General features: G+C 37.3%; 20 protein-coding genes, 2 tRNA genes and 1 other RNA gene. 8 read left to right on the forward strand and 15 right to left on the reverse strand.

Annotated features, from left to right (window positions below):
* Together H0X48_04215 and H0X48_04220 are read left to right on the forward strand one after the other, a co-directional pair.
* A partial coding sequence (locus H0X48_04215) for a hypothetical protein (GenBank protein MBA3954496.1) occupies positions 1-665 on the forward strand: 665 nt, incomplete at its 5' end.
* A gap of 28 nt (positions 666-693) precedes the next feature.
* On the forward strand, positions 694-2,046 hold the full coding sequence (locus H0X48_04220; GenBank protein MBA3954497.1) for a WD40 repeat domain-containing protein: 1,353 nt from the start codon (positions 694-696) through the stop codon (positions 2,044-2,046).
* A 142-nt stretch (positions 2,047-2,188) separates the two neighbouring features.
* Here H0X48_04220 and H0X48_04225 read toward each other — a convergent pair whose 3' ends face one another.
* Positions 2,189-3,601, reverse strand: coding sequence for an HD domain-containing protein (locus H0X48_04225; GenBank protein ID MBA3954498.1), 1,413 nt, complete (start codon positions 3,599-3,601; stop codon positions 2,189-2,191).
* A gap of 40 nt (positions 3,602-3,641) precedes the next feature.
* Here H0X48_04225 and H0X48_04230 point away from each other — a divergent pair, with 40 nt between their 5' ends.
* On the forward strand, positions 3,642-4,439 hold the full coding sequence (locus tag H0X48_04230) for a DUF4097 family beta strand repeat protein (GenBank protein ID MBA3954499.1): 798 nt from the start codon (positions 3,642-3,644) through the stop codon (positions 4,437-4,439).
* 8 nt (positions 4,440-4,447) lie between these two features.
* Here the strand turns inward: H0X48_04230 and H0X48_04235 are convergent.
* Positions 4,448-4,523, reverse strand: a tRNA-Ala gene (locus H0X48_04235).
* Between the two features lie 98 nt (positions 4,524-4,621).
* On the opposite strand from H0X48_04235, the gene H0X48_04240 reads away from it, so the two are divergent.
* The 3 genes from H0X48_04240 to H0X48_04250 all read left to right on the forward strand — a co-directional run bounded on the left by H0X48_04240 (position 4,622) and on the right by H0X48_04250 (position 8,212).
* The gene (locus tag H0X48_04240) at positions 4,622-6,490 is read left to right on the forward strand and encodes a thioredoxin family protein (protein MBA3954500.1); all 1,869 of its coding nucleotides are present in this window, start codon (positions 4,622-4,624) and stop codon (positions 6,488-6,490) included.
* A gap of 140 nt (positions 6,491-6,630) precedes the next feature.
* Positions 6,631-7,203 (forward strand): hypothetical protein, encoded by a 573-nt coding sequence (locus H0X48_04245; GenBank protein ID MBA3954501.1) that lies wholly within the window; start codon positions 6,631-6,633, stop codon positions 7,201-7,203.
* 106 nt (positions 7,204-7,309) lie between these two features.
* On the forward strand, positions 7,310-8,212 hold the full coding sequence (locus H0X48_04250) for a transposase (protein ID MBA3954502.1): 903 nt from the start codon (positions 7,310-7,312) through the stop codon (positions 8,210-8,212).
* A gap of 178 nt (positions 8,213-8,390) precedes the next feature.
* Here the strand turns inward: H0X48_04250 and raiA are convergent, their stop codons facing one another.
* From raiA to H0X48_04290, 8 genes are all read right to left on the reverse strand, one after another.
* Positions 8,391-8,723, reverse strand: coding sequence for a ribosome-associated translation inhibitor RaiA (gene raiA, locus H0X48_04255; GenBank protein ID MBA3954503.1), 333 nt, complete (start codon positions 8,721-8,723; stop codon positions 8,391-8,393).
* A gap of 19 nt (positions 8,724-8,742) precedes the next feature.
* On the reverse strand, positions 8,743-10,074 hold the full coding sequence (gene der / locus H0X48_04260) for a ribosome biogenesis GTPase Der (protein MBA3954504.1): 1,332 nt from the start codon (positions 10,072-10,074) through the stop codon (positions 8,743-8,745).
* 5 nt (positions 10,075-10,079) lie between these two features.
* Positions 10,080-11,861 (reverse strand): DNA polymerase III subunit gamma/tau, encoded by a 1,782-nt coding sequence (gene dnaX, locus H0X48_04265; GenBank protein ID MBA3954505.1) that lies wholly within the window; start codon positions 11,859-11,861, stop codon positions 10,080-10,082.
* 28 nt (positions 11,862-11,889) lie between these two features.
* Positions 11,890-11,984, reverse strand: an RNA gene (gene ffs, locus H0X48_04270) — signal recognition particle sRNA small type.
* Between the two features lie 10 nt (positions 11,985-11,994).
* A tRNA-Ser gene (locus tag H0X48_04275) sits at positions 11,995-12,086 on the reverse strand.
* A gap of 11 nt (positions 12,087-12,097) precedes the next feature.
* A complete protein-coding gene (gene rpsB / locus H0X48_04280) occupies positions 12,098-13,039 on the reverse strand; it encodes a 30S ribosomal protein S2 (GenBank protein ID MBA3954506.1) in 942 nt (313 codons plus the stop codon).
* A 163-nt stretch (positions 13,040-13,202) separates the two neighbouring features.
* Entirely contained in the window at positions 13,203-14,594 is a 1,392-nt protein-coding gene (locus H0X48_04285) for a hypothetical protein (protein MBA3954507.1), read from the reverse strand.
* Between the two features lie 107 nt (positions 14,595-14,701).
* Entirely contained in the window at positions 14,702-16,060 is a 1,359-nt protein-coding gene (locus H0X48_04290) for a hypothetical protein (protein ID MBA3954508.1), read from the reverse strand.
* A 545-nt stretch (positions 16,061-16,605) separates the two neighbouring features.
* Here H0X48_04290 and lon point away from each other — a divergent pair.
* Positions 16,606-19,059: an endopeptidase La gene (lon, locus tag H0X48_04295; GenBank protein MBA3954509.1), complete on the forward strand. Its 2,454-nt coding sequence runs from the start codon at positions 16,606-16,608 to the stop codon at positions 19,057-19,059.
* Between the two features lie 144 nt (positions 19,060-19,203).
* Positions 19,204-19,695 (forward strand): hypothetical protein, encoded by a 492-nt coding sequence (locus H0X48_04300; GenBank protein MBA3954510.1) that lies wholly within the window; start codon positions 19,204-19,206, stop codon positions 19,693-19,695.
* 44 nt (positions 19,696-19,739) lie between these two features.
* On the opposite strand, the gene H0X48_04305 is transcribed toward H0X48_04300, so the two are convergent.
* From H0X48_04305 to H0X48_04325, 5 genes are all read right to left on the reverse strand, one after another.
* The gene (locus H0X48_04305) at positions 19,740-20,417 is read right to left on the reverse strand and encodes a (d)CMP kinase (GenBank protein ID MBA3954511.1); all 678 of its coding nucleotides are present in this window, start codon (positions 20,415-20,417) and stop codon (positions 19,740-19,742) included.
* Positions 20,414-22,147, reverse strand: a complete 1,734-nt coding sequence (gene recJ / locus H0X48_04310; protein MBA3954512.1) for a single-stranded-DNA-specific exonuclease RecJ — start codon at positions 22,145-22,147, stop codon at positions 20,414-20,416. The genes H0X48_04305 and recJ overlap by 4 nt, the downstream gene beginning before the upstream one ends.
* Positions 22,148-22,158: 11 nt before the next feature.
* Positions 22,159-23,658, reverse strand: coding sequence for a lysine--tRNA ligase (gene lysS / locus H0X48_04315; GenBank protein MBA3954513.1), 1,500 nt, complete (start codon positions 23,656-23,658; stop codon positions 22,159-22,161).
* A 149-nt stretch (positions 23,659-23,807) separates the two neighbouring features.
* Positions 23,808-24,026 (reverse strand): hypothetical protein, encoded by a 219-nt coding sequence (locus H0X48_04320; GenBank protein MBA3954514.1) that lies wholly within the window; start codon positions 24,024-24,026, stop codon positions 23,808-23,810.
* Positions 24,027-24,125: 99 nt separating this feature from the next.
* Positions 24,126-24,743: a superoxide dismutase gene (locus tag H0X48_04325; protein ID MBA3954515.1), complete on the reverse strand. Its 618-nt coding sequence runs from the start codon at positions 24,741-24,743 to the stop codon at positions 24,126-24,128.
* Positions 24,744-24,796 lie beyond the last annotated feature (53 nt).

Here is a 24,796-nt window from a genome sequence, read left to right on the forward strand (position 1 = left end):
TTACTGGATCAAATGATAAAACTGCACGCTTATGGAATCTAAATACACTCGAATCTCAAGAGCTTAGAGGCCATACAAGCCATGTAAATTCAGTAGCATTTAGTCCTGATGGTAAGTATGCTCTTACGGGATCATTGGATAATACTGCACGCTTATGGCATATACCTTATCTAGAAAAATTAACATTGGAACAATTATTTTTTATGATCCAGCTTAGTAAGTCCGCTGTTAATTTAGACAGCCCAGATGAGCAGCACATGCTTGGATCTTTTGAGTCAGCAATAGGCCTATTACCTCGAATTTCACATGAGGATTACAAAAATAACATTTTAGTAAAAGTTTATATTGATATGAAACGTAGACAATTACTACAAGCAGCTGCTCATGATGATGTTGCTACAGTTTCCAAGCTGCTTAAAAGAGGATTTACGCTAAATACTTGTGACAAGCTGGGCAATAATTTATGGCATTATGCTTTTAGAGGACATAATTGCAAACCAAGTGAACAAGTTCTTAATCTCCTGCTTAGTCTAGAGGGGACTCAAAAAGGTTTTAACAAAACAAATAAGCACGGCCAAACACCCTACGTACAAGGTCTTATTTACAACAAAGAATTCACACAACAATTTATAGCTAACTACTGCACGACTATTTCTAAATCATAAATTAATTTAAAAATCTAAAGGATTTAGTATGTTTACCAATCGTATAAGACCTCTTTTTTTTGCAGTATCTATCTGCGCTAACTCTCTTTTATCTGCTTGTCTAAAAGATCTGGCAACTGATAAATCACTTGAAGCACTTTTATCACAAACACCTCAACAACAAGCTGCTACTTTAAACAATCTACCTATAGGTATGAGCGATATACTTAAAACCTCTCTTATTGCTAAAAATAAAGAATTATTTATTCAAATGCTCACTTTAACACCTAAAAAGCTTATAGGCCATACAGAAGGGGTGACTTCAGTAGCATTTAGCCCTGATGGCAAATATGCTCTTACTGGATCAGCGGATAATACTGCACGCTTATGGAATGTAAATACACTCAAGCCTCAAGAGCTTAGAGGCCATACAGGCTGGGTGACTTCAGTAGCATTTAGCCCTGATGGCAAACATGCTCTTACTGGATCATTTGATCATACCGTACGCTTATGGAATGTAAATACACTCCATTATCAAGAGCTTAAAGGCCATACAGGCAAAGTGACTTCAGTAGCATTTAGCCCTGATGGCAAGTATGCTCTTACTGGAGCACATGATACTACTGCACGCTTATGGAATGTAAATACACTCGAGCCTCAACAGCTCAGAGGCCCTATACGCCCGGTGACTTCAGTAGCATTTAGCCCTGATGGCAAGTATGCTCTTACTGGAGCAGAGGATTTTACTGCACGCTTATGGAATGTAAACTCACTCGAATCTCAACAGCTCAGAGGCCATACACGAAGCGTGAATTCCGTAGCATTTAGCCCTGATGGCAAGTATGCTCTTACTGGATCAGACGATACTACTGCACGCTTATGGCATATACATTGTTTAGAAAAATTAACATTAGAACAATTATTTTTTATGATGCAGCTTAGTAAGTCTGCTGTTAATTTAGACGGCCCAAATGAGCAACGTGTGCTTGAATCTTTTGAATCAACGATAGGCCTATTGCCTCAAATTTCACATGAAGATTACAAAAATAACATTTTAGTAAAAGCTTATATTGATATGAGACGTAGACAATTACTGCAAGCAGCTGCTCATGATGATGTTGCTGTAGTAACTCAATTACTTAAAAGAGGCTTCACATTAAATACGTGTGATAAAGCGCGTAATAATTTATGGCATTACGCTTTTAAAGGCCATGCAGGAAAAGCAAGCCAACAAGTACTTAAGCTTTTACTAAGCTTGGAAGGCAGCAGCAAAGGTTTAAAAAAACTAAATAAGTTTGGTATACCTGCTTTTGCTGAAGGTATTATTCATAACTTTAAGTTTACAAAGGACTTTATTAACAAGTACTATAAAATTGATAAATCGAGTTGCTCTATTGAGTAATTAAGTTCAAGAGCTTTTAAATGCTATCTTGACAGATTATAAATTGGATTTATAATCTGTCAAAAACAGTTAATGCCAAGAGTAAAATGTTTGCGACTAAACGAAACTCAAGCTCTGATTTATTAATTTATACTGAGCTACGCTACTTTTGCATATACTGCTTTACGTACTTTTTAAGCTCTTGTTTATCATGTATATTTTTTTTTATTTGTAGCTCATAAGCAAATTTGAGCGCTTTACCCATTTGAGGCCCTACTGGCACAAAATCCGCAATATCACGCCCTTGAAGCAAGGGATCTTCTTTACCCAGCCAAACACCATAGTCTTGAGCTTTTTTTATAAACGCTTCAAGAGCTGGTAACTCTATAGGCAATGGATGGCCCTTGAGTTTATTACGTCCTTGCTTATCAGCTCGCGCTACATTAGACAGCTCTTTTAATGTTGTTAGAGGAGCTAACTTAAGCGCTAATCGTTTATAAGCAGCGGGTGAAGCGTTTTGTTTTATAAAAGAGAATGGTTGCATATGCGCTTTTACTAATAAAGGTACAATGTCTATAATTTTATTTTTGCGCGTTATACGCTTTAACAAAGCCCGAGAAATAGGAGCACCCGCATCATCATGCCCATGGCTACGTATACGACCATTGCTATATTGTGTGGTTACCGCTTTACCAAGGTCATGACATAAGGCTGCATAAAGCGCTATAAGCTTTTGCTCTTGAGTGTCATAAACTAGCTGAGCTGCAGCATCGAGTGCTTGCATTGAATGCTCAAACACGTCGCCTTCAGGATGCCAGTCATACTCTTGAGGTACGTTAATGGTTGCTGCAAGCTCAGGAAGTATCTCGTATAGTCTACCAATAGAGCGTAACCAGCGTATACCCAAAGAAGGTTTAGCACTTTTAAGCAATAACTTTTCAAATTCATCTTCAATACGCTCAATCGATAAGTCTTGCAATGACATAGTAGCACATACTCTATTAAGAGCACTGTCAGGCACCATCTCAAAGCGAGATATAAATTGCATTACTCTAAAAAACCTTAACGGATCTTGCGTAAAAAATTGTGTGTCAGGTGATCTTAATGTTCGTGTAAGTACATCTGTATAACCATTAAACGGGTCTATTAGTTGATAGCTTATAATATCTATTGCTAAAGCATTCATAGTTAAATCTCGTCGTCTTAATGCATCTTCTATACCCATGGCTGGATTAACAGAAACTTCAGGTTTACGGCCTTGGCTATCGCTGCGTGGCAATGCGAAATCTATTTCTAGGCCGTGCAACTTTAAAATACCAAATGATTTGCCTATAAAGCTTACCGGTCCAAAAGTGCTTAATATACTCTCGAGTTGTTCTAAGCTAAGAGCATGCACCTCAAGATCAATATCATATACTTCTTTGGATAACAACAAGTCACGTACTGCACCGCCTACAATAAATACCTGGCCACCCGAATGAGCTATAGCTTGAGCAATCAACGTTACAAGAGGGTATTTATTTAAAAGCTCTTTAAGTTCATTTTGAATATTTGGTAAAAGTTTTGTACACTTCATAGTAGATTTCCTCAGGCAAGTAAACCAAGAAAGTTAATATATGATACTTATAAGATTTCTATTTTTTATATTTAGTTTATGTATACTACCACGTAATGTATACTGTTTTAACCCAAAAGATATGTTTTCTAAACTGCTACAAAAAAATGAAACTGAACTTATTTCTAAAGAGTATACCCTAGCAACCCCATCAACTTTTAACATTACTGTGGGTTCAGGCTCAATAACCATTAAGTCTTGGAGCCAAAACAAAGTTCTTATAGAAGCAACTAAGTACGGTTCTTTAAGCGAATTACAGGCCACTAGTATTTATGCAAAACAGACTAACAACCTGTTTGCGCTAGAAACGCGCTCTAAAGAGTCTTCAGCGGCATCTGTTGATTACTTGCTAATAGTGCCAGAGAACAGCTCCATTAGGCTTAAAAATAATGGCTCAAGCACAGTAAAAATCAAACAAGTATCTGGGTCTCTTGATATAGCACTAAACGAAGGCACCATAGAAATACATGATAGCACTAACACTGTAGTAGCTAAAACAAACAAAGGTAATATTAAAGTTAAACAAAAAAAATTTACACCAACAAGCAGTATCTTTCTAGAGACACTTAAAGGCAACATCGCACTTACGTTACCACGTGGCACCAATGCTACCATTCAAGCACGGACGTACAATGGTTCAATTGAAACAAAGCAACCAATTACACTGAGCACCCGCATAATGCCTTTGAACGCTACTACATGGCAACAATTTAGACGAGATATTGAAGGAAAATTAGGTTTAGGAGGAGCACCCATTACTTTAGAAACAACTAATGGCACTATTACACTTGATGAATAATTATGAGGTGGTGGAGCTAACCGGGGTCGAACCGGTGACCTCATGAATGCCATCCATGCGCTCTACCAACTGAGCTATAGCCCCCTACTAAGATATATTTTAGTGTAGGCCATAATCGCTTAAAGAGCAACTTTTGCTAAAATGTATGTATATATTATTTTATTTACTAAAGGAACAACTCTATGCACTCTACTAAACAGATACCCTATATTTTATTGCTTTTAAACTGCGTAAGCTTGCACGCTTACCAGGTAGAATCAAACATTAAAAAAATAGATGCAAACACTCAAGAAATAAGCTTTACCCTAAAACTTGATCCTCAGGAAGCACTCTATAAAGATAGCTTTATGGTACAAGCAGATAATCGCGATGTAACACTATCACCTGTGAGCGTAAGCACGCAGCCTCTCTCTTTTTTTGACAAGCAGTACGATACCACTAAAGAAGGGTATAAAGACAGCGTTACGTTTACCACTACAGCTCATAAAAACAGCAATGCCCACTCAGATAAAACTCAACTACACGCGTTTTTTACTTTAAACACACAAAAAAACGCTCAAGAATATACCAAAGAGCTTTCTTTTGAAAATGGCAACCCTACTCAAGCCCTAAAATCTAAAAATACTGCTCAAACAGCTGATCGATCTACACAAGAGCTCCCTGGCTATACCACTGCCACAAATCCTGTATGCGCAGTACCACAGCCTTCGGTTTCAGGAAACTTTGTACAGCAAACTATAGGAACGCTTACAAGTTTGTTTGGTTCAGTTAAAAGCAAACTTTCTTTATTGTTTACTCAAACAGGCTCAACTCCGTTAAGAATGATTGCAGCACTGGTTATTGGCGTATTGCTCAGTTTAACACCGTGTATATTTCCTATGATTCCTATTACGGTAGGTATTTTACAAGCAAACCAAACAGGTTCAGCTTTTAGAAACTTTTTAATTGCAGCATCATATACACTTGGCATATCACTTACCTTTGCTATTTTAGGCTTTGTTGCTGCTTTAGGTAGTTGTGTGTTTGGTGAACTTCAAGGTAGCCCTTGGGTTATTATTCCTTTGGCTCTCGTGTTAGGCTATTTAGGTTTTTCTATGCTTGGTTTTTACAACATGTATATTCCACGCTTTTTACAACCTAAAGGTACTGCGGTAAAGGGTGGCTCATTTTTATCAGCCTTTACGTTTGGTGCAGCAAGCGGCACTATAGCATCACCCTGCTTATCACCTGGCCTTATTTTGATTTTAAATTATGTTACCTCACTTAGTTCTTCTGGCGGTCTTTTAAACTACCTTGAGGGCTTTGCTTTATTATTTGTCTTTGGCGTAGGATCAAGTTTACCTTTATTAATTATAGGTACTTTTTCTAGCTCTATTAACTTGCTCCCTCAAGCAGGTATGTGGATGGAAGAGGTTAAAAAGCTGATTGGTCTTATGTTGCTTGGTATGACCTTTTATCATTTGTCTCACTTAGGCAATCTACTACCTTGGCATATTTTGGTATGGCTTGCAGTTATCACGCTGTTTGGCTTAGGAATATACTACTTTTTTTCTATTACTTCATGGGATTCTTACGCTACACGTGTGTATAAAAGAATTATGGGAACAGCTCTTATCGTTGCTGGTTGCTTAATGAGCTTCCAGGGCTATAAAGCTGTGTATGATTATAGACATGGCATTACTGCGCAAGACACACTGTGGTCTTCAGATTATACTCAAGCACTCCAAACAGCACGCACAGAAAACAAAAATCTGTTTATTGATATTGGTGCTTCCTATTGTGCTGCATGTCATGAACTGGATAAAGCGGTATTGCAAAACTCGCAAGTTAGACAAGCTCTACAAGCTTATGTACCGGTAAAAATAGAAGCTGATACAGATGAAAAAGCATACAGCGAAATTAAAAAAGCTTATGGTACCTCTATTAAAGGATTTCCAACGCTTTTAATTGTTAATCCAAAGACAAATCAGATAGTAAAACAATGGAGCATTGAACTGCAAGATCTCTCAATACCTGAAATTGTTAAGCAACTTGAAAGTTATAGCAAGTAAACTTTCTCTTTAAATTAATAGTATTTTATCTGTAAAAAAGCCGGTAGTTATTGCCGGCTTTTTTTGTAACTATTGCATAAATAGCAGGTTTTATTTTAAAGTAGTTGTAGGGGGACAACTAAGTCAAAGGGACAGCTATAATGCTCATAAGAACAAGTACATATACGCCTAAAAATCCACATGAATACATTAAGTATGAACGTGCTAAAAATCAGTATATACATCACGTGAAAAGTATGCACAACAACTTACTTAACACGTTAACTGAAGTATTTGAAGAACTAGAAGATATTTTAGAGTTAGCTTATAAAGCCTATGCTGCTGTACAGCATATACAAGCTCCTAGAGACAAAAGAGCTTGTTTACAGCATAAAAGCAATTTACATAAGCTGCTACTTTTAGATCTTAAATATCTTGCAACTCATGTACCAAACTTTTCACTGATACACCAAGAAGACCTTAAAGAGTTATGTGATAAGTTGTTAACACTGTATGGCAAAAATACGCTTGCTTTAGAATGGCTTTTGGCCCTAGAAAAAAAACAATTTAAAACACAGTATATTCCAGGGCAACATGCAAGTTTTGATTGTGAATGCCATTTTAAACAATGCCTGTATACCGTTCTTTCAACAGATCGTACTAATATTTACTTTGTTGATATCGAGTGCGTATTTCAGCTGTTACGCCAAAAAATAGCACGTTTAAACCATTAAGTACAGGACTTCCGCAAGATAAGATGAAAGATCTGATCAGATTTGACTTTTAAAGCAAAATGAGCCCAACTTTTAGGTGTCTTTACAACCAAGAAAGGAGAGCTCAATGACCATTGCTGATCACAAATTACTTTATCCAATTTCTTTAATCCTGTCCACTGAAATTAAAAAGACTGCTCAATCATTAGCAAAAGCATCAAGCACTAGCAGCAGTACAATGCTCAGAAGGCTCGATCATTCGTGCGTTACAGTCGATGATTTGATTGTTCTTGCAAAGAAATATTTCGGCAACTCCAAGCTCTCTATAATAATTGATGATTCACTTATTTCAAAACGGTATTCAAAGTTTATCCGTGGATCAGGAGATAATTACGATACAACTATAAAACAGACGTATAGATCAGTCTGCTTTATTGCAATAATGTTGACTGACGGCCATTATTCATTGCCTTTAGATCATAAAATATGGATGCGAGAAAAGTTTGTAGAAAGTTACAGATCAAAAGAAAAATTAGCGCAAGAATTACTAGGGAAAATAAGGCATCATTGGCCGCACGCTATCGTGCTTATGGATGGGCTTTATGCAACACCAACTATGTTCGCTTGGCTGAATGAAAATAAGATGCGTTTTGAAACAAGAATACACTCCAATCGTGTTATTGAGCATAAGGGCACCAAAGCAGGCATAAAGAAACATCCGGCCTTACAATTAAAAAACGATTGGAAGAGAAAGACAATTAAGGCCATCTGGAAGGGCATTGGGTTATATATAACAGTTGTTAAGCGTAAGCTTAAAAAAGGTAGTTATATAATAACATATCAAGCCAGCAACTACAAATCATTAGCAAGAACACATATGAGCAATTACAGCTACAGATGGAACATTGAGAAGTTTTTCAGAACAGCAAAGCAGTCGCTTGGACTGGCTCATTGTCAATCAGTTAAGCAAAAGCTACAAGAAAATCACATAATGAACGTTTTTGGTGCTTTTGCAATTTTACAAAATTGAACGAAGAAAACATGCTTTACCAAATTCTGAAGCAGCTTTAAAGCGCTTGCGACACAAAAACCATGCTAGCTTGCTAGTGCGTTTATGCTCTGCTGATCAGATCTTTGGAGGTGTCTATGCGCAAGTCCTGTAAGTAAAAAAAAAGCCGCTATTTCTAGCGGCCTTTAGTAATTATATATTAAGCACTTCTAAAAGAATCTTTAGTTTTAGCTTCATCAACTAAACGTGCTTTAGCTTTACGGAGCTCATGGATCATAATATCAGCTACACGATCAATTTCTTGATACATTTCTGGACCTTCATGATGAGCAACGAGATCATAGTTAGGAGTTTTAACTATCATCTCCACACGGTGATGCGCATGCGTTGGCATAGATTCTAACGTTAAATCAATGTAAATAGGCGTGCGTTCATTTTCAAGAATTTTTTCAATTTTCTCTAGATGCTTGTTAGAAAACTCTTCAAGTACTGGAGTAGATTCCATGTTTTTATAAAATATACGCTTTGTCATACTGGATCCTTTATATTTCCTATTTAGGGGCAATAGGTTTCTTCCTAACAATAAACTTTATCGGTACTCCTTGAATATCATACTCGGAACGCAAAATATTTTCAAAGAAAGAAAGTTGTGAGGGACCAAACCACCCTGGCTCATTTACTTTGAGTAAAATAGTAATAGGAGCAGTCTTAAGTTGCGCTACTTCGTAAATACGTAGTGGATGCATACTATGAAACAAGGGCTTTTTATGTAATGCACCAATAAAGAGAGCTTGTAGTGCTGATGCATCAAATGTTTGGCTATATCGTTGCCATACTTTTTGGATAGTAGGAAGTACGCGTCCTACATTTTTACCCGTTTTACATGAGATAGACAGCACAGGAATATGAGAAATCAAATGCTTATACTGTTCAAAATCATATTCAAGAGCAGCTTTACTGTTTTCTGTTACCAAATCTTGCTTATTTATAATAAGTATCAATGCTTTATATTGCTCAGTAAAGGCATAAAATGCTAATTTAAGTTCTTGATCAGCTAGAGCACTTTCACTGCCGTCGATTAATAACACAATTATATCAGCATCTTTAAGAGCATAAAAAGAACTTTTAACCATAAGTGGTTCGAGCTCACCCGTTACTGACCGTTTACGCCGAATTCCGGGAGTATCTATAAGCTCAATAGCTTCTTTATAGAACATAATTTGTTCAGCAACTGCTTCTCTGGTAGTACCTGGTATATCTGAAACAATAGAACGCTCTTCTTGCAGTAATTCATTCATTAACGAAGATTTACCTACGTTTGGTTTTCCTAAAAATACCACCTTAAATGCTGATTTGCCTTCACTGGTACCCAAAGGGCTTGCGGGTAAATTCTCAACTACAGCATCCAGAAAGTCATGTATACCAGTACCATGCTCTGCTGAAATAGGTACTGTTACTTTATAACCCAGCTGATCAAACTCATACATGTTTTCTTGAGCCTGTTTGCTATCTGCTTTATTAACAACTAAAATGGCTGGTTTTCCAGTCTTATGCAGAAACTGAGATATTTCTCTGTCTTCAGGCAGTACACCAACAACACCGTCAACCATGAATACCAAGAGGTCAGCTGACTGAGTTAATGCTAATACTTTTTCACGGACTTTTTCAAACAAAGGATCTTGCGTTTTACGCAAATGGATACCACCGCTGTCTATAAGATTAAAAGTAGCATCTTTCCATGAGACAACGTCTTTAATAGCGTCTCTGGTTACCCCTTCATAATCCAGGGTTATACTTCTAACGTTTGTTGCTAGTCGGTTAAAAAGCGTGGATTTACCAACGTTCATGCGCCCTATAATGACGACGTTACTTATTTTGCTCATAATTATTAATTCTCCTGAGTTGAATGCTGCACTGCTGTAGGTACTCTATGAGTAATAGTTCCGGGGAAAACACTTATAAGCAACGATGCCTGAGGCCAAGCCTGGCTATCAGCTACTACAAGTACAACTTCTTTTTGAACAGCTTTGTAATAAGACTGCCCTGAAGACTTATAAGCACTGTTGTTTTTAGGTGCTTGTTGAAGAGATACAGCAGCTGAGGTAGTTATTTTTGGTATTTTTATTGGAGCAAATTTATCTGCTTGTGTTGAAACTGATTCTGCAGGTAACTCTTGTCTATTTTGTAGTTGTATAGAAAGCTGTACTTTTTCACCAAAGAGTTTATCGAGTACAGGCTTCCATGTTGTTTGAGCAGAATCAAGCCATTCTTTATAAAAAAGGGCATTTTTAGCAAATGCTATTTCTATACATACAGCAATTTGATCAAAGCGTATAAAATGGGACTGCTGAAAAATAGAGGCTAACAACGGCTCATCTAAAGAGCTTAGTTGTTGTATAAATTCAGACCACTTTACTGGTTTATCTGTTGCTACTAGGGCAACAGCATCTGTTGCTACTAGGGCAACAGCATCTGTTGCTGACGTTGCTGGAGAGCTACTATACGTATGAACAGACGCACCAGCACTTACCGTGCTCGGCTGTTGTTTATCAATTATACTTAAGGGTGCGCTTGTAGGCATACGTGAGCACATCTTAAGAAAGAGCATCTCAAGCATAATGTCGGGCGTTGTAGTCTTTAAGAACGTAAGTTCATGGCTATAGCATAGCTCTAGTAAAGCAACTAAATAGTCAAGCTGACAGCTATGGGTTATATCTCTTATAGTGCTTTGTAGTGGTTTAAAAGCATGCGTTGGCACAGCAGACTTAAGCCAAATGCTTGTTCTAATAAGTTCTATACATTTTTTTAAGATAAGTTGTGCATTAAACTGCTTAAGGTTATAAGTAGCACATAAAGTTACTACGGTTGCACAATTATGTTCTACAATTGCTTTAAATAGCGATACTAAGCGCTCATCATCAATAAAGCCCAATGTAGAAATAACAGCTGCCTTAGTAATCTTGCTTTGCGTCAATCTCACTTTTTCAAGCATATTGAGTGCATCTCGTGCAGATCCTTCAGTTTCATAAGCAATAAGCGCTAATGCTTCAGGCTCATACGGTATAGCCTCTTGAGTGCAGACAAAAGCTAAATGTTTCATTACCTCTTGTGCACTAAGCGGCGAGAAAAAAAGTTGAAAGCATCGCGACCGCACGGTATCTAAAATTTTATAAAAGTCGGTAGTTGCTAACATAAAGATAACTGATGCGGGCGGCTCTTCTAATATTTTTAAAAGTGCATTAAAAGCAGCTTTACTGAGCATATGAGCTTCATCGATAAGATAAATCTTTTTTCTACCTAATGCCGGTACAAAAGAAGCAGTATCAATAAGAGCGCGTACATTATCAACACCCGTGTGAGATGCTGCATCAATTTCTATAAAATCTGGATGCTGGAGCATCTGCATTGCCTTACAAGAAAGACAGACTAAACAAGGCAAAGCTATCTGTTGAGGATTTTCCTGAAAAGCTGGTAATTGCTCACAATTTATAGCTGTAGCAAAAAGACGTGCCGTGGTAGTTTTCCCGCATCCACGCATACCCGCAAATAAGTATACAGGGAAAAAAATGCTGCGATACAAACTATTTTTAATAAGACGGACCGCAAGCTCTTGACCAATAACCTCATTGAATTGCTTGGAACGCCACTTACGTGCTAAATTTAATTGCATACAGCCCATATACTTTAAAAGATTTAATAAAAAAGGGGAAGTTTATACAAAAGCTCCGCTACTCCTGCTGCTCCCTTTCAGGCCTGACAGATTAAGCAACTACTCTTTATAAACTTCCCCAATTTGGTTCAGTTGGTGGAGAGAGAGGGATTCGAACCCTCGATACCCTTTTCGGAGTATACGTGATTTCCAATCACGCTCTTTCGGCCGCTCAGACACCTCTCCGTACTGTTAATTTACTCGTTAGTACCTTCTGCTGAGCTTTCAGACTCTTTAGCTTTAACTTCTTGAGGCTCTTGAGCATCCGAACGTTTGCTAGTGCTCATACGAGGCTTTGCTGCCACAGGTCTTTTAGGGGCAGTTTTCACTGCTTGTCCTGCGCTGCTACGACGTTTTTTATTTGCTTCGCTTTCTTCTTCGTCTTCTTCAAGAGTAAGAACTGAATCTAATACGTTTTCAAATCCTTCAAGAGCATTGGTTTCTTGAGGTTTAGTAGCAACTGATTCTTGCCCACGTTTAACAGATTCTGCTAGGTAGTTAACTACTACTTCAATAGAGCGTGGTGCATCATCGTTTGCAGGAATAACAAAATCAATATCTGAAGGATCACTGTTAGTATCAACGAGTGCCACTACAGGTATTCCCATGCTTAAAGCTTCTTTAATGCATACATGTTCTTTTTTAACATCGATTACTACTAAAGCGCCTATTGGCCATGCAAGATTAACAATACCACCAACGTTCTTTTCTAAACGATCAGAACGCTTTTGAATAGTACTCAATTCTTTTTTAGTGTAATGAGACAACTCATCTGCCTTAGCAATTACGTCTTTGTCATGTAACATATTTGCAACTGCTTTACGAATTTGTCGATAGTTTGTGCAAGTACCACCTACCCATCTATTAACTACATAAGGCAAGTTAAGTTCTTGAGCAGTAGTTCTAATAATCTCTTGTGCTGCTTTTTTGGTACCTACCCATAAGATAGATTTACCTTCAGACACTATTGATTCTAAAAACTTAGCTGCTTTTTCCATTTGAAAAGCTGTTTTAGATACATCAATCAAATGTATATTATTTTTATATCCCCAAATATACGGATCCATTTTTGGATTACGTTTTGACTTTTGGTGACCAAAATGAACGCCGCTTTTTATAAGTAATCTTAAATCGATCATAATCGTAATGCTCTTTCTTAGTGAGGGTTATAAACTATTATTTCCTGGCTTAGCATACTAATATGCTAATAACCACCCTTATGAGGAAACAAGTACTTAACTATATACTTATATTTTACCATACCATACAAAAATTGCAAAACTATTTTTTATTTTGCGTCTCTTATGAGCCAATTACTTCATTGCGTGCAACTGCTTTTTCAAAACGGCGGCCAAGCAAGTAAGCAGTAACAAACCACAAGCCAATAGAAATAGTAAAAAAGCTACCCTGCATAGTCCACAATAGTTGACCTGTTAGTCCATCTGTATACATGTTAAATGAAGATGCAGACATTTTAGCAAACTTAGTACCTATACCGTCAATCCATGATTTAGTTTTAAACTGAATTTCTTTTACCGTAGGAATATATAAACTTTCACGCAATGGCACTGCAAAAGCATAATTAACCGAGCGAGTTACCACAAAGGCAATAATAGCATTTGTATAAGAACGTTTAAATACAAAACCGATAATAGAAACACCCGTAAGAGCTGGAATTAACAGTAAAGAACGGCGTTCACCAAGAGCTTGTATTAATGCTCGTGTACCAAATACCACAACAAAAAAACCAACAACATGCACTAAAAGAGCTTGCCATAATAAAAATTGAGTATAACCAGAAAGAGTGGTCGCCATGCTCTTACCAAAAATAATATTTTCTACTTTGATAGCTTGATTGATAACTTCAAAAAAGAAACTCATGCCAAAAATACCCATTACATACGGGTACTTAAACAACATAAATATTCCTGACAACATGCCTGAAAGTGCTGTTTTTTTATCACCTGTATGATTTTCATCCCGCTCTTGTTCAATTTTATAGGCTGCTTCATAGCCATGCATATCTTTGCCAGGCACTTTTACAATAAGCCAGTAAATAACAAAAGGCACTACAAGCAAAATAAGAGAAGAAACAGCAAGTAGTATTTGATGATTAACAATATCTGAAAAAATGTTTGCTGAAAGGAGTAGACACGCAGCAGCTGCTGTAAGTATACCACCAATTTTTGAGCCCGCAATCATAAAAGTGTAATTTCCTTTGGCAGACTCAGGGCTCGTAATAGAGTTAGCAAAAGCCCAAAAAACACTGACAACTAACGGAGAATAACCTTCAATGAAAAAGTAAAAAAGCCAGCCAAACAATCGGTAAGGACTACTTACTATGTTAGCTAGTCCAATGGTAGGATGCCCAATAAAAAACACACATATCAAACCAATAACACCATACAGCGTGGCGTAGATATACAACAAATAGTGTCGTCTTAAAATATCTACTAGGCGTGAATGGGCAAACAAAGCAGGAACTAAGATAAGCATGGAAAATATTTTAGCATATGCTTGATATTTTCGGTTTTGACCCACAATGGTAGTAAACACCACGTCTTTTATTTCACGTGCTACCGTATAAGCACCAATAACTAAAAAAAACGAAAATGTTAAAAGCAGAACTTTTAGCAGTTCATCTCGCTTAACATCTAATAGAAATTTGAATATATTCTTGAGCCGCGAACTCATCTAATAACCCCTTTCAGATGCTTAACAAGCCACACAAGCCCTCTCAACGCAACCGAGTAGCATGAGGAGGGCTTGTATAGTAACTATCATACAGTCATAAAACTTTCTTAACAAACAACCTGTTTGTTATCGACAGCTTTCTTATGGGTTCTACCTAAGTAGACCGCAATAAAGAACCAAAGGCCACCAAGCGCTAAAGCTACAACACTTATCACCGGAGTGAAAGCGCTCCCTAATTGCTTGCTGATAATATTGATTCCTGATCCTGAAGCTTTAGAGCTACGAGAACCGAAAGTTTCTATCCATGCTTGAGATTTATACTTAACGTCATTGGTTGTTGGAACATATAATTGCTTCATAACCGGACCGTTTAATGCATAGTTTATAGCTTTTGCAGTAACCATGATCCAGAATAATACAAGCGCATTGTTATATATCAAGAACAAGCCTACCATGCCACAAATAATAAACGGCATTATAGCTAAAGAAACAGTAGTACCTAAGTAACGTTGAATATTGCTTACACCTAAAAGTAAGCATACGAATGCAACAACGTTTACCCAGACAGCGTAGTCACCTAAGTAAAAGCTACGTTCTGCTTCGGTAGTAAACTGACCCAATGCTACAGATTTAAAGTTAAAATCGATAATCGTTGCTAAAATTTCATAAATAGCAACAACACCAAATATACCAAGAAGATATGGTTTGGTTATCATCAATTTTAAACCTTCAAAGAAGCCTGGTTCTTGATGTCCTTCAACTTTAGCTTCGTTTTTGCCATGGAATCCAACTAACTGATCTGCAGGTGTTACTGTCATAAAATAACGAATACCAACAACAATTAATAAGATAAGACCACCACAAATCATTACTGTTGGACCACTATTGCCAAAATAGTTTTTGCCTAGTGGCGTAAGGAATTTAGGCCCTAGAATACTACCAATTTGACCGATCATTACCGTAAGACCAAAGCCGCGTTTAGCAGATTCAGCAGTTGTAGTATCAGCAGCGAATGCCCAGAAAAGAGCAACCATCAATGAGCCATAGCTTTCAACAAACACATACCACAACCATCCTGTAATACGCCATACATCACCTGTGGTATTTTGAAGACCTATAGTTGGATGCATAAACAGCAATCCAAAGATAAGAGTACCAATAGCATAGATAATACCTAAAGCATAAAACATATAGTGCCGCGGATAGCGTTCTACAAGTTTGCTATACAAGATCACTACAGGGAACAACAGTATTAAAGAAACTATTTTAGCCCAAGGAATATAGTAAGCTATAAGCTTAGGATCGGTACTTGTATGTACCATGGAAGTAAAAATAGAATCTTTAAGAGGACGCAATGTCCAATAAACACCAATAACAAGAGCAAAAATCACGCCTAAACGGACGAATTTTTTTAACTCTTCTTTGCTAAAATCGCCAAACTGGGCGCGTAAAAAACTTGAAACCATAATATCCTTTATAGTAATATACAATGTGAATTTTTACTTGTTATTTTTACTTAAAAACAACCTTGAGCTTTTAAAGCACCCCTACCATAAGATAGCTTGCTTTTAATCAGCCTATACCATATGCAACCCTCCTTGGGTGTGCTTTCCATTTTTTGTATTATTTTGTATCATTACTGCACCTTCTATTGCACACTAAGTAACAGAAAATTATTCCACTCATCATACTATGAGTATATACTATTTTCAAAGTTACGCTAAATCTCCAGGCTTATCAGGTAAGCACTGAGAAATAAGCTGTATTTTAACAACTAGTATAAACTATAAAAAACAGCTCTGCAAAATAAAAACTCACAAATACCACTATTTTTTTTGCTATAAAGTTTACAAGTTGAGCCATTTGTGCTAAAATTATTTAAAAGTAGAAACTTAGATTTTTAAGAACCTAACAAGTTAGTTATCAGCCTAGAGCATAACTATTCTTTTTTTATACTCCTGACAATGAGTATACTTATCTTAAAACCACCACATTACCATGGGACTACATTATGATAGATAACGAACATTATGAAACAACCCATTCTTTAGCTCTCTTGCCTTTAAAGAATGTGGTAATATTACCTAAAAGTATTATACCTATTATCGTGGGTCGCCCTTCTTCTATAGAAGCAGTTGAGCATTCACTTAAAAACAATAAATCAATTTTTGTTACCGCCCAAAAGCACCCTGACGTAGAACACCCTACAGAAGCTGATGTTTTTCATTATGGGACACGTTCTGTTATTTTGCAAGTAATGCGTATGCCTAAAGGCACTCTCAAGATTCTAGTGGAAGGCATTTGCCGCGCTAAAATAGTTAAAGCAGAGCCCCTTGATGGCTTTATAAACGTAGAATGCGAAGACTTAGAAACCGTAGGCACCAGTAAAAAAGCTGAAATCGAAGCTATTTGGCGACAGCTTAAAACTTTTTATAACCATTATGCCCAACTTAATTCTAAAGCTCCTGCTGATCTTATGCTGTCTACCAAAAGCATAGATGATATGGACATTATAGCCGATACTCTTGCAGTTCATGTTAATTTAACCTTTGAAGAACGCCAAGAGCTTCTTGAGCTTGCTAATTTACAAGATCGTATGATTAAGCTTTGTGCTTTTTTGCAACGTGAAACAGATATTTTAGAGACAGAAGAACGTATTAAAGGACGTATTCAAACTCAAGTTGAGAAAAATCAACGTGAATACTATCTAACTGAGCAAATAAAAGCTATTCAAAAAGAGCTTGGCCGCGAAGATAGCCATGCAGAAATAGCTCAAATACGCTCAAAAATTAAAGGCCTTGGCCTCAGTACCGAAGCATTTGAGAAAGTAGAAAAAGAGCTTAAACGGTTAGAACAGATGCCGCCTATGTCCTCTGAAGCAGTAGTAAGTAGACATTATATTGATTGGGTTATCTCTCTTCCTTGGCATACGACTAGCCGTGACACTATTAGCCTTGAAGAAGCAGAAACTATCTTAAATAAAAATCATGCCGGACTACAAAAAGCTAAAGAACGTATTATTGAATTTTTAGCTGCTAAAAAGTTTTCAAGTTCATTTGAACGCTCTCCTATAATTTGCTTGGTAGGACCACCAGGAGTAGGTAAAACTTCCCTTGCTCATTCTGTAGCTGATAGCTTAGGACGCGAATTTGTACGTATTGCTTTGGGTGGCGTTAAAGATGAAGCTGAAATTCGTGGCCATCGTAGAACCTACATAGGAGCATTGCCTGGAAAAATAATTCAAGCGATGCGTAAAGCTAAAACGCTTAACCCCGTGATATTGCTTGATGAAATTGATAAAATGTCTAACGATTTTCATGGCGATCCAGCCGCCGCATTGCTTGAGGTACTTGATCCTGAACAAAATCGTACTTTTGTAGATCACTTTTTAGAAGTTGAATATGATTTATCAAAAGTGATGTTTATTACTACTGCTAATCACATGGAAGGCATACCCTACGCTCTTTTTGATCGCATGGAACGCATTGTCCTTTCAGGATACACTGAAGCTGAAAAGCTTGAGATAGCTCAATCGTTTTTAATACCTAAGAATCTTAAAGAGTATGGCCTTAAAACACGCCAATTTAAACTTCCAGTAGATATATTAAGCAAAATTATTTCTCAGTATACCAAAGAGTCTGGCGTAAGACAGCTTGAACGTGTTATTGCTAAACTCATGCGTAAAGCTATACAAATACTTTTAAAACAGACCAAGCAAAAAAGCGTTACGGTAACTGAAGAGCTCATAAAAGAGTGGCTAGGGTACCCACGTTTTAAAATGACTTCACTTAATCTTAATTCTGATCGTATAGGCCTCGTGACAGGTCTTGCATGGACAGAAGTTGGTGGTGACGTACTTGAGATTGAAGTTTCAGTGCTGCCTGGTAAAGGAGCTCTTACTCTTACAGGACAGCTGGGCGACGTTATGCAAGAATCTGCACATGCTGCATTAAGCTATATACGCTCTCGTGCTAAAGCATTGGGTCTTAAAGAAGATTTTTATGCAACACGTGATATTCATATACATATTCCTGAGGGAGCTACGCCTAAAGACGGCCCTTCAGCAGGTATTACTATATGTACTGCCTTAGTTTCAGCATTAACACGTAATCCCGCAAAGCCTACCGTGGCTATGACAGGAGAAATTACTTTACGTGGCCGCGTACTAGCTGTCGGTGGCCTTAAAGAAAAGCTGCTTGCAGCGCGACAACATAGTATGACTATGGTGCTTGTACCAAAAGAAAATCAAGATGATGTTAACGAAGTATTAAAAGAAATTGGTACTCAAGAGAGTATGAAGGTAATTTTTGTAGACATGATGGACGAAGTATTAGGTTTAGTATTAGAAAATGATCCTTTTACTCATGCTCAAGCACCTACGGAAGATAAACCCAAGAAAGCTAGAACTATTAAAAAAGCTAGTTCTACAAAAAAGAAAACAACTAAAACTAAACCACAAGCTTAGTTTTATTAACAGTTATGCTTAGATAAAAAAAGAGGAAAGCACTGAGCTTTCCTCTTTTTTTATGATCATGCTTGCGTAGTAGACCCATTTTGTTTTACACTAACAAACATAACTATCTTTAACCACTTTCATCAGGAGAATCCTATGAAGTATATTTCACTTGCTTTACTGTGTACCGCTCTCGTACTTGCTCCAGCATGTGGCCGTCGTCGTACCGCTGGCTGCGCTGCACCTTGCTACACTGCAGCACCTGCATCATGCGATAGCTGCCCTTCAGCAACTGCTGACTATGCAGCAGCTCCAGCACAGGTATCATACGAACGTATGGAAGTAACGCCAATGCCTCAAAGCAGAATGGCTGCTCAACCTATGGACTATAATCAAGAAGATTTAGCTAGCTATGATGAAGAATCTTATGATAATGGCATGCTTGACGACAATCGTTCAATGCGTAACCAAGATTATGCTAGCATGAACACCATGAACGAAGATGATTATATTGAAGAAGATCTTCGTGACGAAGAAGAAATTCAAGCAGAACGTAAAAATAAAGCTGCACGCCCAGCTGCAGCTCCTATGCGCACTACCACAGTTACCAAAACTAAAGTACGCACAAACGACGAAGCATTTAAGTAATACTTATTGCTCGTTTGTTTATTAGACAAGTAAAAGCCAGAGAGTTATCTAAGCTCTCTGGCTTTTTGTGTAGCTTGTATATGCTCAAATAATACAGCAACTGTTTGCTCTTGTGTCAGCTGAGAGTTATCAATAATATAAGCATCAGCTGCAACCACAAGGGGTGATAAAACACGTGTACTATCGCGTTGATCACGCTCTTCTATCCTCTGTTGGCTTTCTTTTAACGATAGATTTATACCCTTTTTTATTTGATCTTTTTGCCAACGCGCAGCTCTCACTTCAACCGCCGCAATTAAGAAAAATTTATAGTCAGCATGAGGGAAAACAACAGTACCACAATCTCGCCCATCGGTTACTAAAGAATAACTGCGTGCAAATGATCGTTGGAATTCTAAAAGAGCCTGCCGTACCTCTTTAAGTGCACTTATACGAGAAGCTACTTGATCTATACTAGGGGATTTTAAATAAGGGGTTATATCTTGAGACTTATAGATAATAGCCCCTCCAGCAACAGTAGAGCAATAAGTAAAACAAGCAGGGTCAAGTAACGCCAGTAATCCACTTTCAGACACATGAGTTATATCTTGATCATGCATAACATAGGCTAAAGCCCGGTACAGTAACCCAGAATTAAGATAATAGTAATCAAGTTGTTGTGCAAGCAAACGAGCTACGGTCGATTTGCCACTAGCTGCAGGGCCATCTATAGTTATAATCATAAGGCAATATCAATCCCTTGAAGTTCAACAGAAACTTTTCCATTCCAATGGTTTTCGCTTATATACACAGCCATAGAAAGCGGCTGATCTTTACGCTCACATAAAAGAGTATACAGCTCAGGTCGCGAGAAAAATATAACGGGTTTTATAATGCCATCAGCAAACACATTACATTTAACATGAGCATCTTTAAGGAGCGTTGGCGTATCAATAAGCGTGACATTTTTAAGATAAAAAGCAGGCTTACCATTTTCATTTCCAAATGGTTCTAAATAAGCCATATCTGAAACTAGTTTTTTAGTTACATCTGAAAGTGAAATCTCTGCGTCTAATGCTATTTTTGGTCTAGGCTCAAATAACGGCAACTTACTAGCAAAACTTTTTTCTAAACGTGCTTTAAGCTCCGGTAGCTTATCTGCTGGCAAAGAAAGACCTGCTGCTAAAGCATGGCCACCAAAAGACAACAACAGATCTTTATGCTCACTCAGTGCTTCAAACATATTAAAATCAATAATAGAACGGCACGATCCTTTAGCTATATTGTTTTTAGTTATATGAAACAATAACACAGGCCTATTATGAAGACCTACAATACGCGAAGCTGCTAAACCTATAACGCCAGGCGTCCACTTATCCGAGGAAGCTATAATAATACGTTCAGTAGCTAAATCAATAGTATTTGCAATAACTTGTTGTACATCGTCGCATACTGATTTTTCTATAAGCTTGCGTGCTTCATTAAGCTCTTTAAGCACTTTGCCTACAAGTTCAACTTCGTCTACTTGAGTACCTACTAAAAACTTAACTCCTTGGCGCGCATCTTCAAGACGGCCCAGAGCATTTATTTGCGGCGTTATAAAAAAACCAATATCAGTTGACGATAATTCTGGTTTAATTACACGTGCATTTTGTTTAAGTACACGTAAAGAAAGACTTTCAACTTTATTAATAAGTTGTAAACCATGACGTACCCAAAAACGGTTTTCACCCGTTAGCGGCACTACATCGGCCACTGTTCCTAAAAGCAATAACTCATATACTTTAGGTGATAACGTGCGTCCCAACTTTTCATATAAAAGAGACATAATTTTAAAGCTAACGCCAACACCCGCAAGCGTCTTATACGGATAAGAACAATCTGCTTGATGAGGATCAATAATAGCATAAGCTTGAGGCACATGGTCATGAGGCTTATGATGATCAGTAATAATTAAATCAATACCAAGGCGCTGAGCTTCTAATGCAGGTTCAAAGGCCGTAATACCATTATCAACTGTGATAACCACTTTATAATTGTTTTGTGCTGCACGTTGAATTGCTTTAACCGAAAGGCCGTACCCATCATTAACGCGATGCGGCAGAAAAAAGTTAATCTGAGCGCCTAGTGGCAACAGACAGATCATCATCATGGCTGACGAAGTGATTCCGTCAACATCATAATCACCGCATATAAGAATTTTTTCTTTACGTTCAATAGCAAGCAATATACGGTCGACAGCTTTTTGAGCATCTTTAAGTAAACTTGCATGAGGTACGTCTTTTTCAAAACTGCTAAACAAATAAGCATCAAGCTCTGCTGGTGTTTTAAAACCACGCGTTAAGAGCACTTGCATAACTGCAAACGAAACATTATACGTGCTGGCAAGATCATACAGTAACGTGTCTTCTACAACAGGCAGTTTCCACAGATACTTTGCACCATGAACAAAAGAAGAGGGAAGATTAGCCATAAAGCCCTCTATTAATCAAGCTTTTTTTTAAGCGTTGGAAACAAAATTACTTCTTTAATAGTAGGCGTATTGGTAAGCAACATTACCAATCTATCGATGCCAATGCCTACACCAACGGTTGGAGGCAATCCATACTCAAGAGCTTTAACAAAGTCAGCATCATACTGATGTGCCTCTTCATTGCCTGAACTATAGGCTTTAAGCTGATCTTGAAATCTACGTGCTTGCTCAAAAGGATCGTTAAGCTCATTATAACTATTGGCAAATTCAATACCAGCTATAAAAAGCTCAAATCTTGGCGCTATACTTGGATTTTCAGGATCACTTTTAGCAAGTGGCGATATTTCTATAGGAAAGTCTTTAATAAACGTAGGATTAATAAGCTGATGCTCTACGAGCTTTTCAAACAACAAGTATATTTTTTCGCCTGTTGAACTTGTAGTAATCGTAGCTTTAACACCCTGTTTTTCTAACGTAGCATCAATAGCACTATCGCTTAGATCCTGCTCTGTTAACTTACCATACTTAATAACCGAGTCTTTAACGCTAATGCGTTCAAACGGTGTCTCAAAATCTATTATTTTATCATCGTAGGGTAACTGTAACGATCCAGTAACTTCTAGAGCCAACTTTTGGAGCATCTCTTGCACAAAATCCATACTAAAAACATAGTCTTTATGAGCTGTATAAAACTCAAGCATAGTAAATTCAGGATTATGGCGTGTTGATACACCTTCATTGCGAAAGTTTCTATTAATTTCGTATACTCGATCAAAACCACCGACAACCAAGCGTTTTAAATAAAGCTCTGGTGCTATACGCAAATAAAAATCACTATTGAGTGTATTATGATGAGTAACAAACGGCCGAGCTGCAGCACCACCAGCAATAGGATGCAACATAGGTGTCTCAACTTCTAAGTAGCCACGCTCATCTAAAAAGCAACGCATAAGCTTTATAATAGCACTCCGCTTAATAAAACGCTCACGAGTATCTGAGTTGGTCATTAAGTCTAAATATCTTTGACGATACTTAGTTTCTATATCAGTAAGACCATGAAACTTTTCAGGCAGTGGCTGCAAACATTTACTCAGGAGAGTAAAGCTTTTTACATGAAGAGTGATCTCACCCATTTTAGTTTTAAATGAGTAGCCGGTACATGTAATAACATCACCTGTATCAATAAACCGCTCAAAAAGAGTAAAAGCTTCTTGACCAATACTATCTAAACGAAAATACAATTGTAATCTTCCAGAAGTATCTTGCAGATCAGCAAAAGCAGTTTTCCCGTGTATTCGTATCGTCATAACTCTACCAGCAACGGTATAGGTGCGCTCTACATCATCTGCAACAAATTCAGTGTGCACTTGCTTGCAGGTAGCAGTAATAGTTTGAGCTGACGGCCAAGGTTCAATACCTAAGGCACGTAATTCTTCTACTTTTTTTACGCGTACTTCAAATTCTTGTGGCTCATGAGATTCTAGCTCATGTGCTCTTTCTGTTTGTTTCATTGGAAAACCATAGTAGTTAAAAAATAATTAAATCTTTACGTATCTATTAGTTTAACCCAAAATTAAAAAAAATAATAAGCCAGAGAATTCTCTGGCTTCTAAAAACAGTTCAAAATCATTTATACTCTTTAATAATAAAATTACAGTTACTACTTCTTTTGAGAAATAGCTTTTAAAACATCTTTATGTGAAACATATTCTGGATCTTGGCTTAACGCTAATTCAGCTAATTTCCCTAGATATACATCTTCGATTTCTTCTAATAGCTGCTTAAATGTTTTTATATCAAGAATAACTGCTGTTTTCTTACCTTTTTTATCAACAATATATTGAACTTCAACTGCAAGTTTTTTTAACGTTGCTTTCATACGCCCAACTTTATGACAAAATATTACGCATAAATACTTTCAAAGACTTCATCAGCAAGATCTAAATATCCACACTAGAAGATACAAATTATTAACCACTTATCTAACCATAGCTTTAGTATAATTCTCTTCTACTTGACTCCAATTTACAACATGCCACCAAGCAGTAACATAGTCTGGTCGTCTATTTTGATAATGCAAATAATAAGCATGTTCCCATACATCAAGCCCTAAAATAGGCGTTAAGCCTTCTGATAGTGGATTGTCTTGATTAGCTGTAGAAGTTACCAGCAATTTGCCTGTAGCGTCAAGTGAAAGCCAAGCCCAACCACTACCAAACCGAGTTTTAGCAGCAGCATCAAACAATTCTTTAAACTTTTCAAAACTACCAAAATAGCGCTCAATTTCTTGCTTTACTTTTCCTTTAGGTTCACGACCGCCATTTTTAGTCATTAAAAGCCAAAACATGGAGTGATTTTCATGGCCACCGCCATTATTACGTACAGCTGTACGAATATCTTCGGGCACTTTATCAAGATGCTTAAGCATGTCCTGTAAGCTTAGTTTTTCAAGCTCAGGATGTTTGCTTAGTGCAGCATTAAGTTCATCAACATATTTTTGATGATGCTTAGTATAATGGAGCTCCATAGTGCGTGCATCAATATAAGGCTCAAGAGCATCAAATGCATAAGGTAAAGGTGGTAATATAAAAGCCATATAAATTCCTTAATTATACTATACATAAGCGAGCATTAACTGCACGCGCATAA

Source organism: Candidatus Dependentiae bacterium, from assembly GCA_013821315.1.
Taxonomy (GTDB): domain Bacteria; phylum Babelota; class Babeliae; order Babelales; family Babelaceae; genus JACDHA01.

What these genes read in the sequence shown, in the direction of transcription:
- lon (MBA3954509.1), top strand. Translation starts at nt 16,606, where the DNA reads ATGATAGATAACGAACATTATGAAACAACCCATTCTTTAGCTCTCTTG.
- H0X48_04325 (MBA3954515.1), bottom strand. Translation starts at nt 24,743, where the DNA reads ATGGCTTTTATATTACCACCTTTACCTTATGCATTTGATGCTCTTGAG.
- H0X48_04225 (MBA3954498.1), bottom strand. Translation starts at nt 3,601, where the DNA reads ATGAAGTGTACAAAACTTTTACCAAATATTCAAAATGAACTTAAAGAG.
- dnaX (MBA3954505.1), bottom strand. Translation starts at nt 11,861, where the DNA reads ATGCAATTAAATTTAGCACGTAAGTGGCGTTCCAAGCAATTCAATGAG.
- H0X48_04230 (MBA3954499.1), top strand. Translation starts at nt 3,642, where the DNA reads ATGATACTTATAAGATTTCTATTTTTTATATTTAGTTTATGTATACTA.
- H0X48_04320 (MBA3954514.1), bottom strand. Translation starts at nt 24,026, where the DNA reads ATGAAAGCAACGTTAAAAAAACTTGCAGTTGAAGTTCAATATATTGTT.
- H0X48_04220 (MBA3954497.1), top strand. Translation starts at nt 694, where the DNA reads ATGTTTACCAATCGTATAAGACCTCTTTTTTTTGCAGTATCTATCTGC.
- H0X48_04245 (MBA3954501.1), top strand. Translation starts at nt 6,631, where the DNA reads ATGCTCATAAGAACAAGTACATATACGCCTAAAAATCCACATGAATAC.
- H0X48_04250 (MBA3954502.1), top strand. Translation starts at nt 7,310, where the DNA reads ATGACCATTGCTGATCACAAATTACTTTATCCAATTTCTTTAATCCTG.
- H0X48_04300 (MBA3954510.1), top strand. Translation starts at nt 19,204, where the DNA reads ATGAAGTATATTTCACTTGCTTTACTGTGTACCGCTCTCGTACTTGCT.
- rpsB (MBA3954506.1), bottom strand. Translation starts at nt 13,039, where the DNA reads ATGATCGATTTAAGATTACTTATAAAAAGCGGCGTTCATTTTGGTCAC.
- H0X48_04290 (MBA3954508.1), bottom strand. Translation starts at nt 16,060, where the DNA reads ATGGTTTCAAGTTTTTTACGCGCCCAGTTTGGCGATTTTAGCAAAGAA.
- recJ (MBA3954512.1), bottom strand. Translation starts at nt 22,147, where the DNA reads ATGGCTAATCTTCCCTCTTCTTTTGTTCATGGTGCAAAGTATCTGTGG.
- lysS (MBA3954513.1), bottom strand. Translation starts at nt 23,658, where the DNA reads ATGAAACAAACAGAAAGAGCACATGAGCTAGAATCTCATGAGCCACAA.
- H0X48_04285 (MBA3954507.1), bottom strand. Translation starts at nt 14,594, where the DNA reads ATGAGTTCGCGGCTCAAGAATATATTCAAATTTCTATTAGATGTTAAG.
- H0X48_04305 (MBA3954511.1), bottom strand. Translation starts at nt 20,417, where the DNA reads ATGATTATAACTATAGATGGCCCTGCAGCTAGTGGCAAATCGACCGTA.
- H0X48_04240 (MBA3954500.1), top strand. Translation starts at nt 4,622, where the DNA reads ATGCACTCTACTAAACAGATACCCTATATTTTATTGCTTTTAAACTGC.
- raiA (MBA3954503.1), bottom strand. Translation starts at nt 8,723, where the DNA reads ATGACAAAGCGTATATTTTATAAAAACATGGAATCTACTCCAGTACTT.
- der (MBA3954504.1), bottom strand. Translation starts at nt 10,074, where the DNA reads ATGAGCAAAATAAGTAACGTCGTCATTATAGGGCGCATGAACGTTGGT.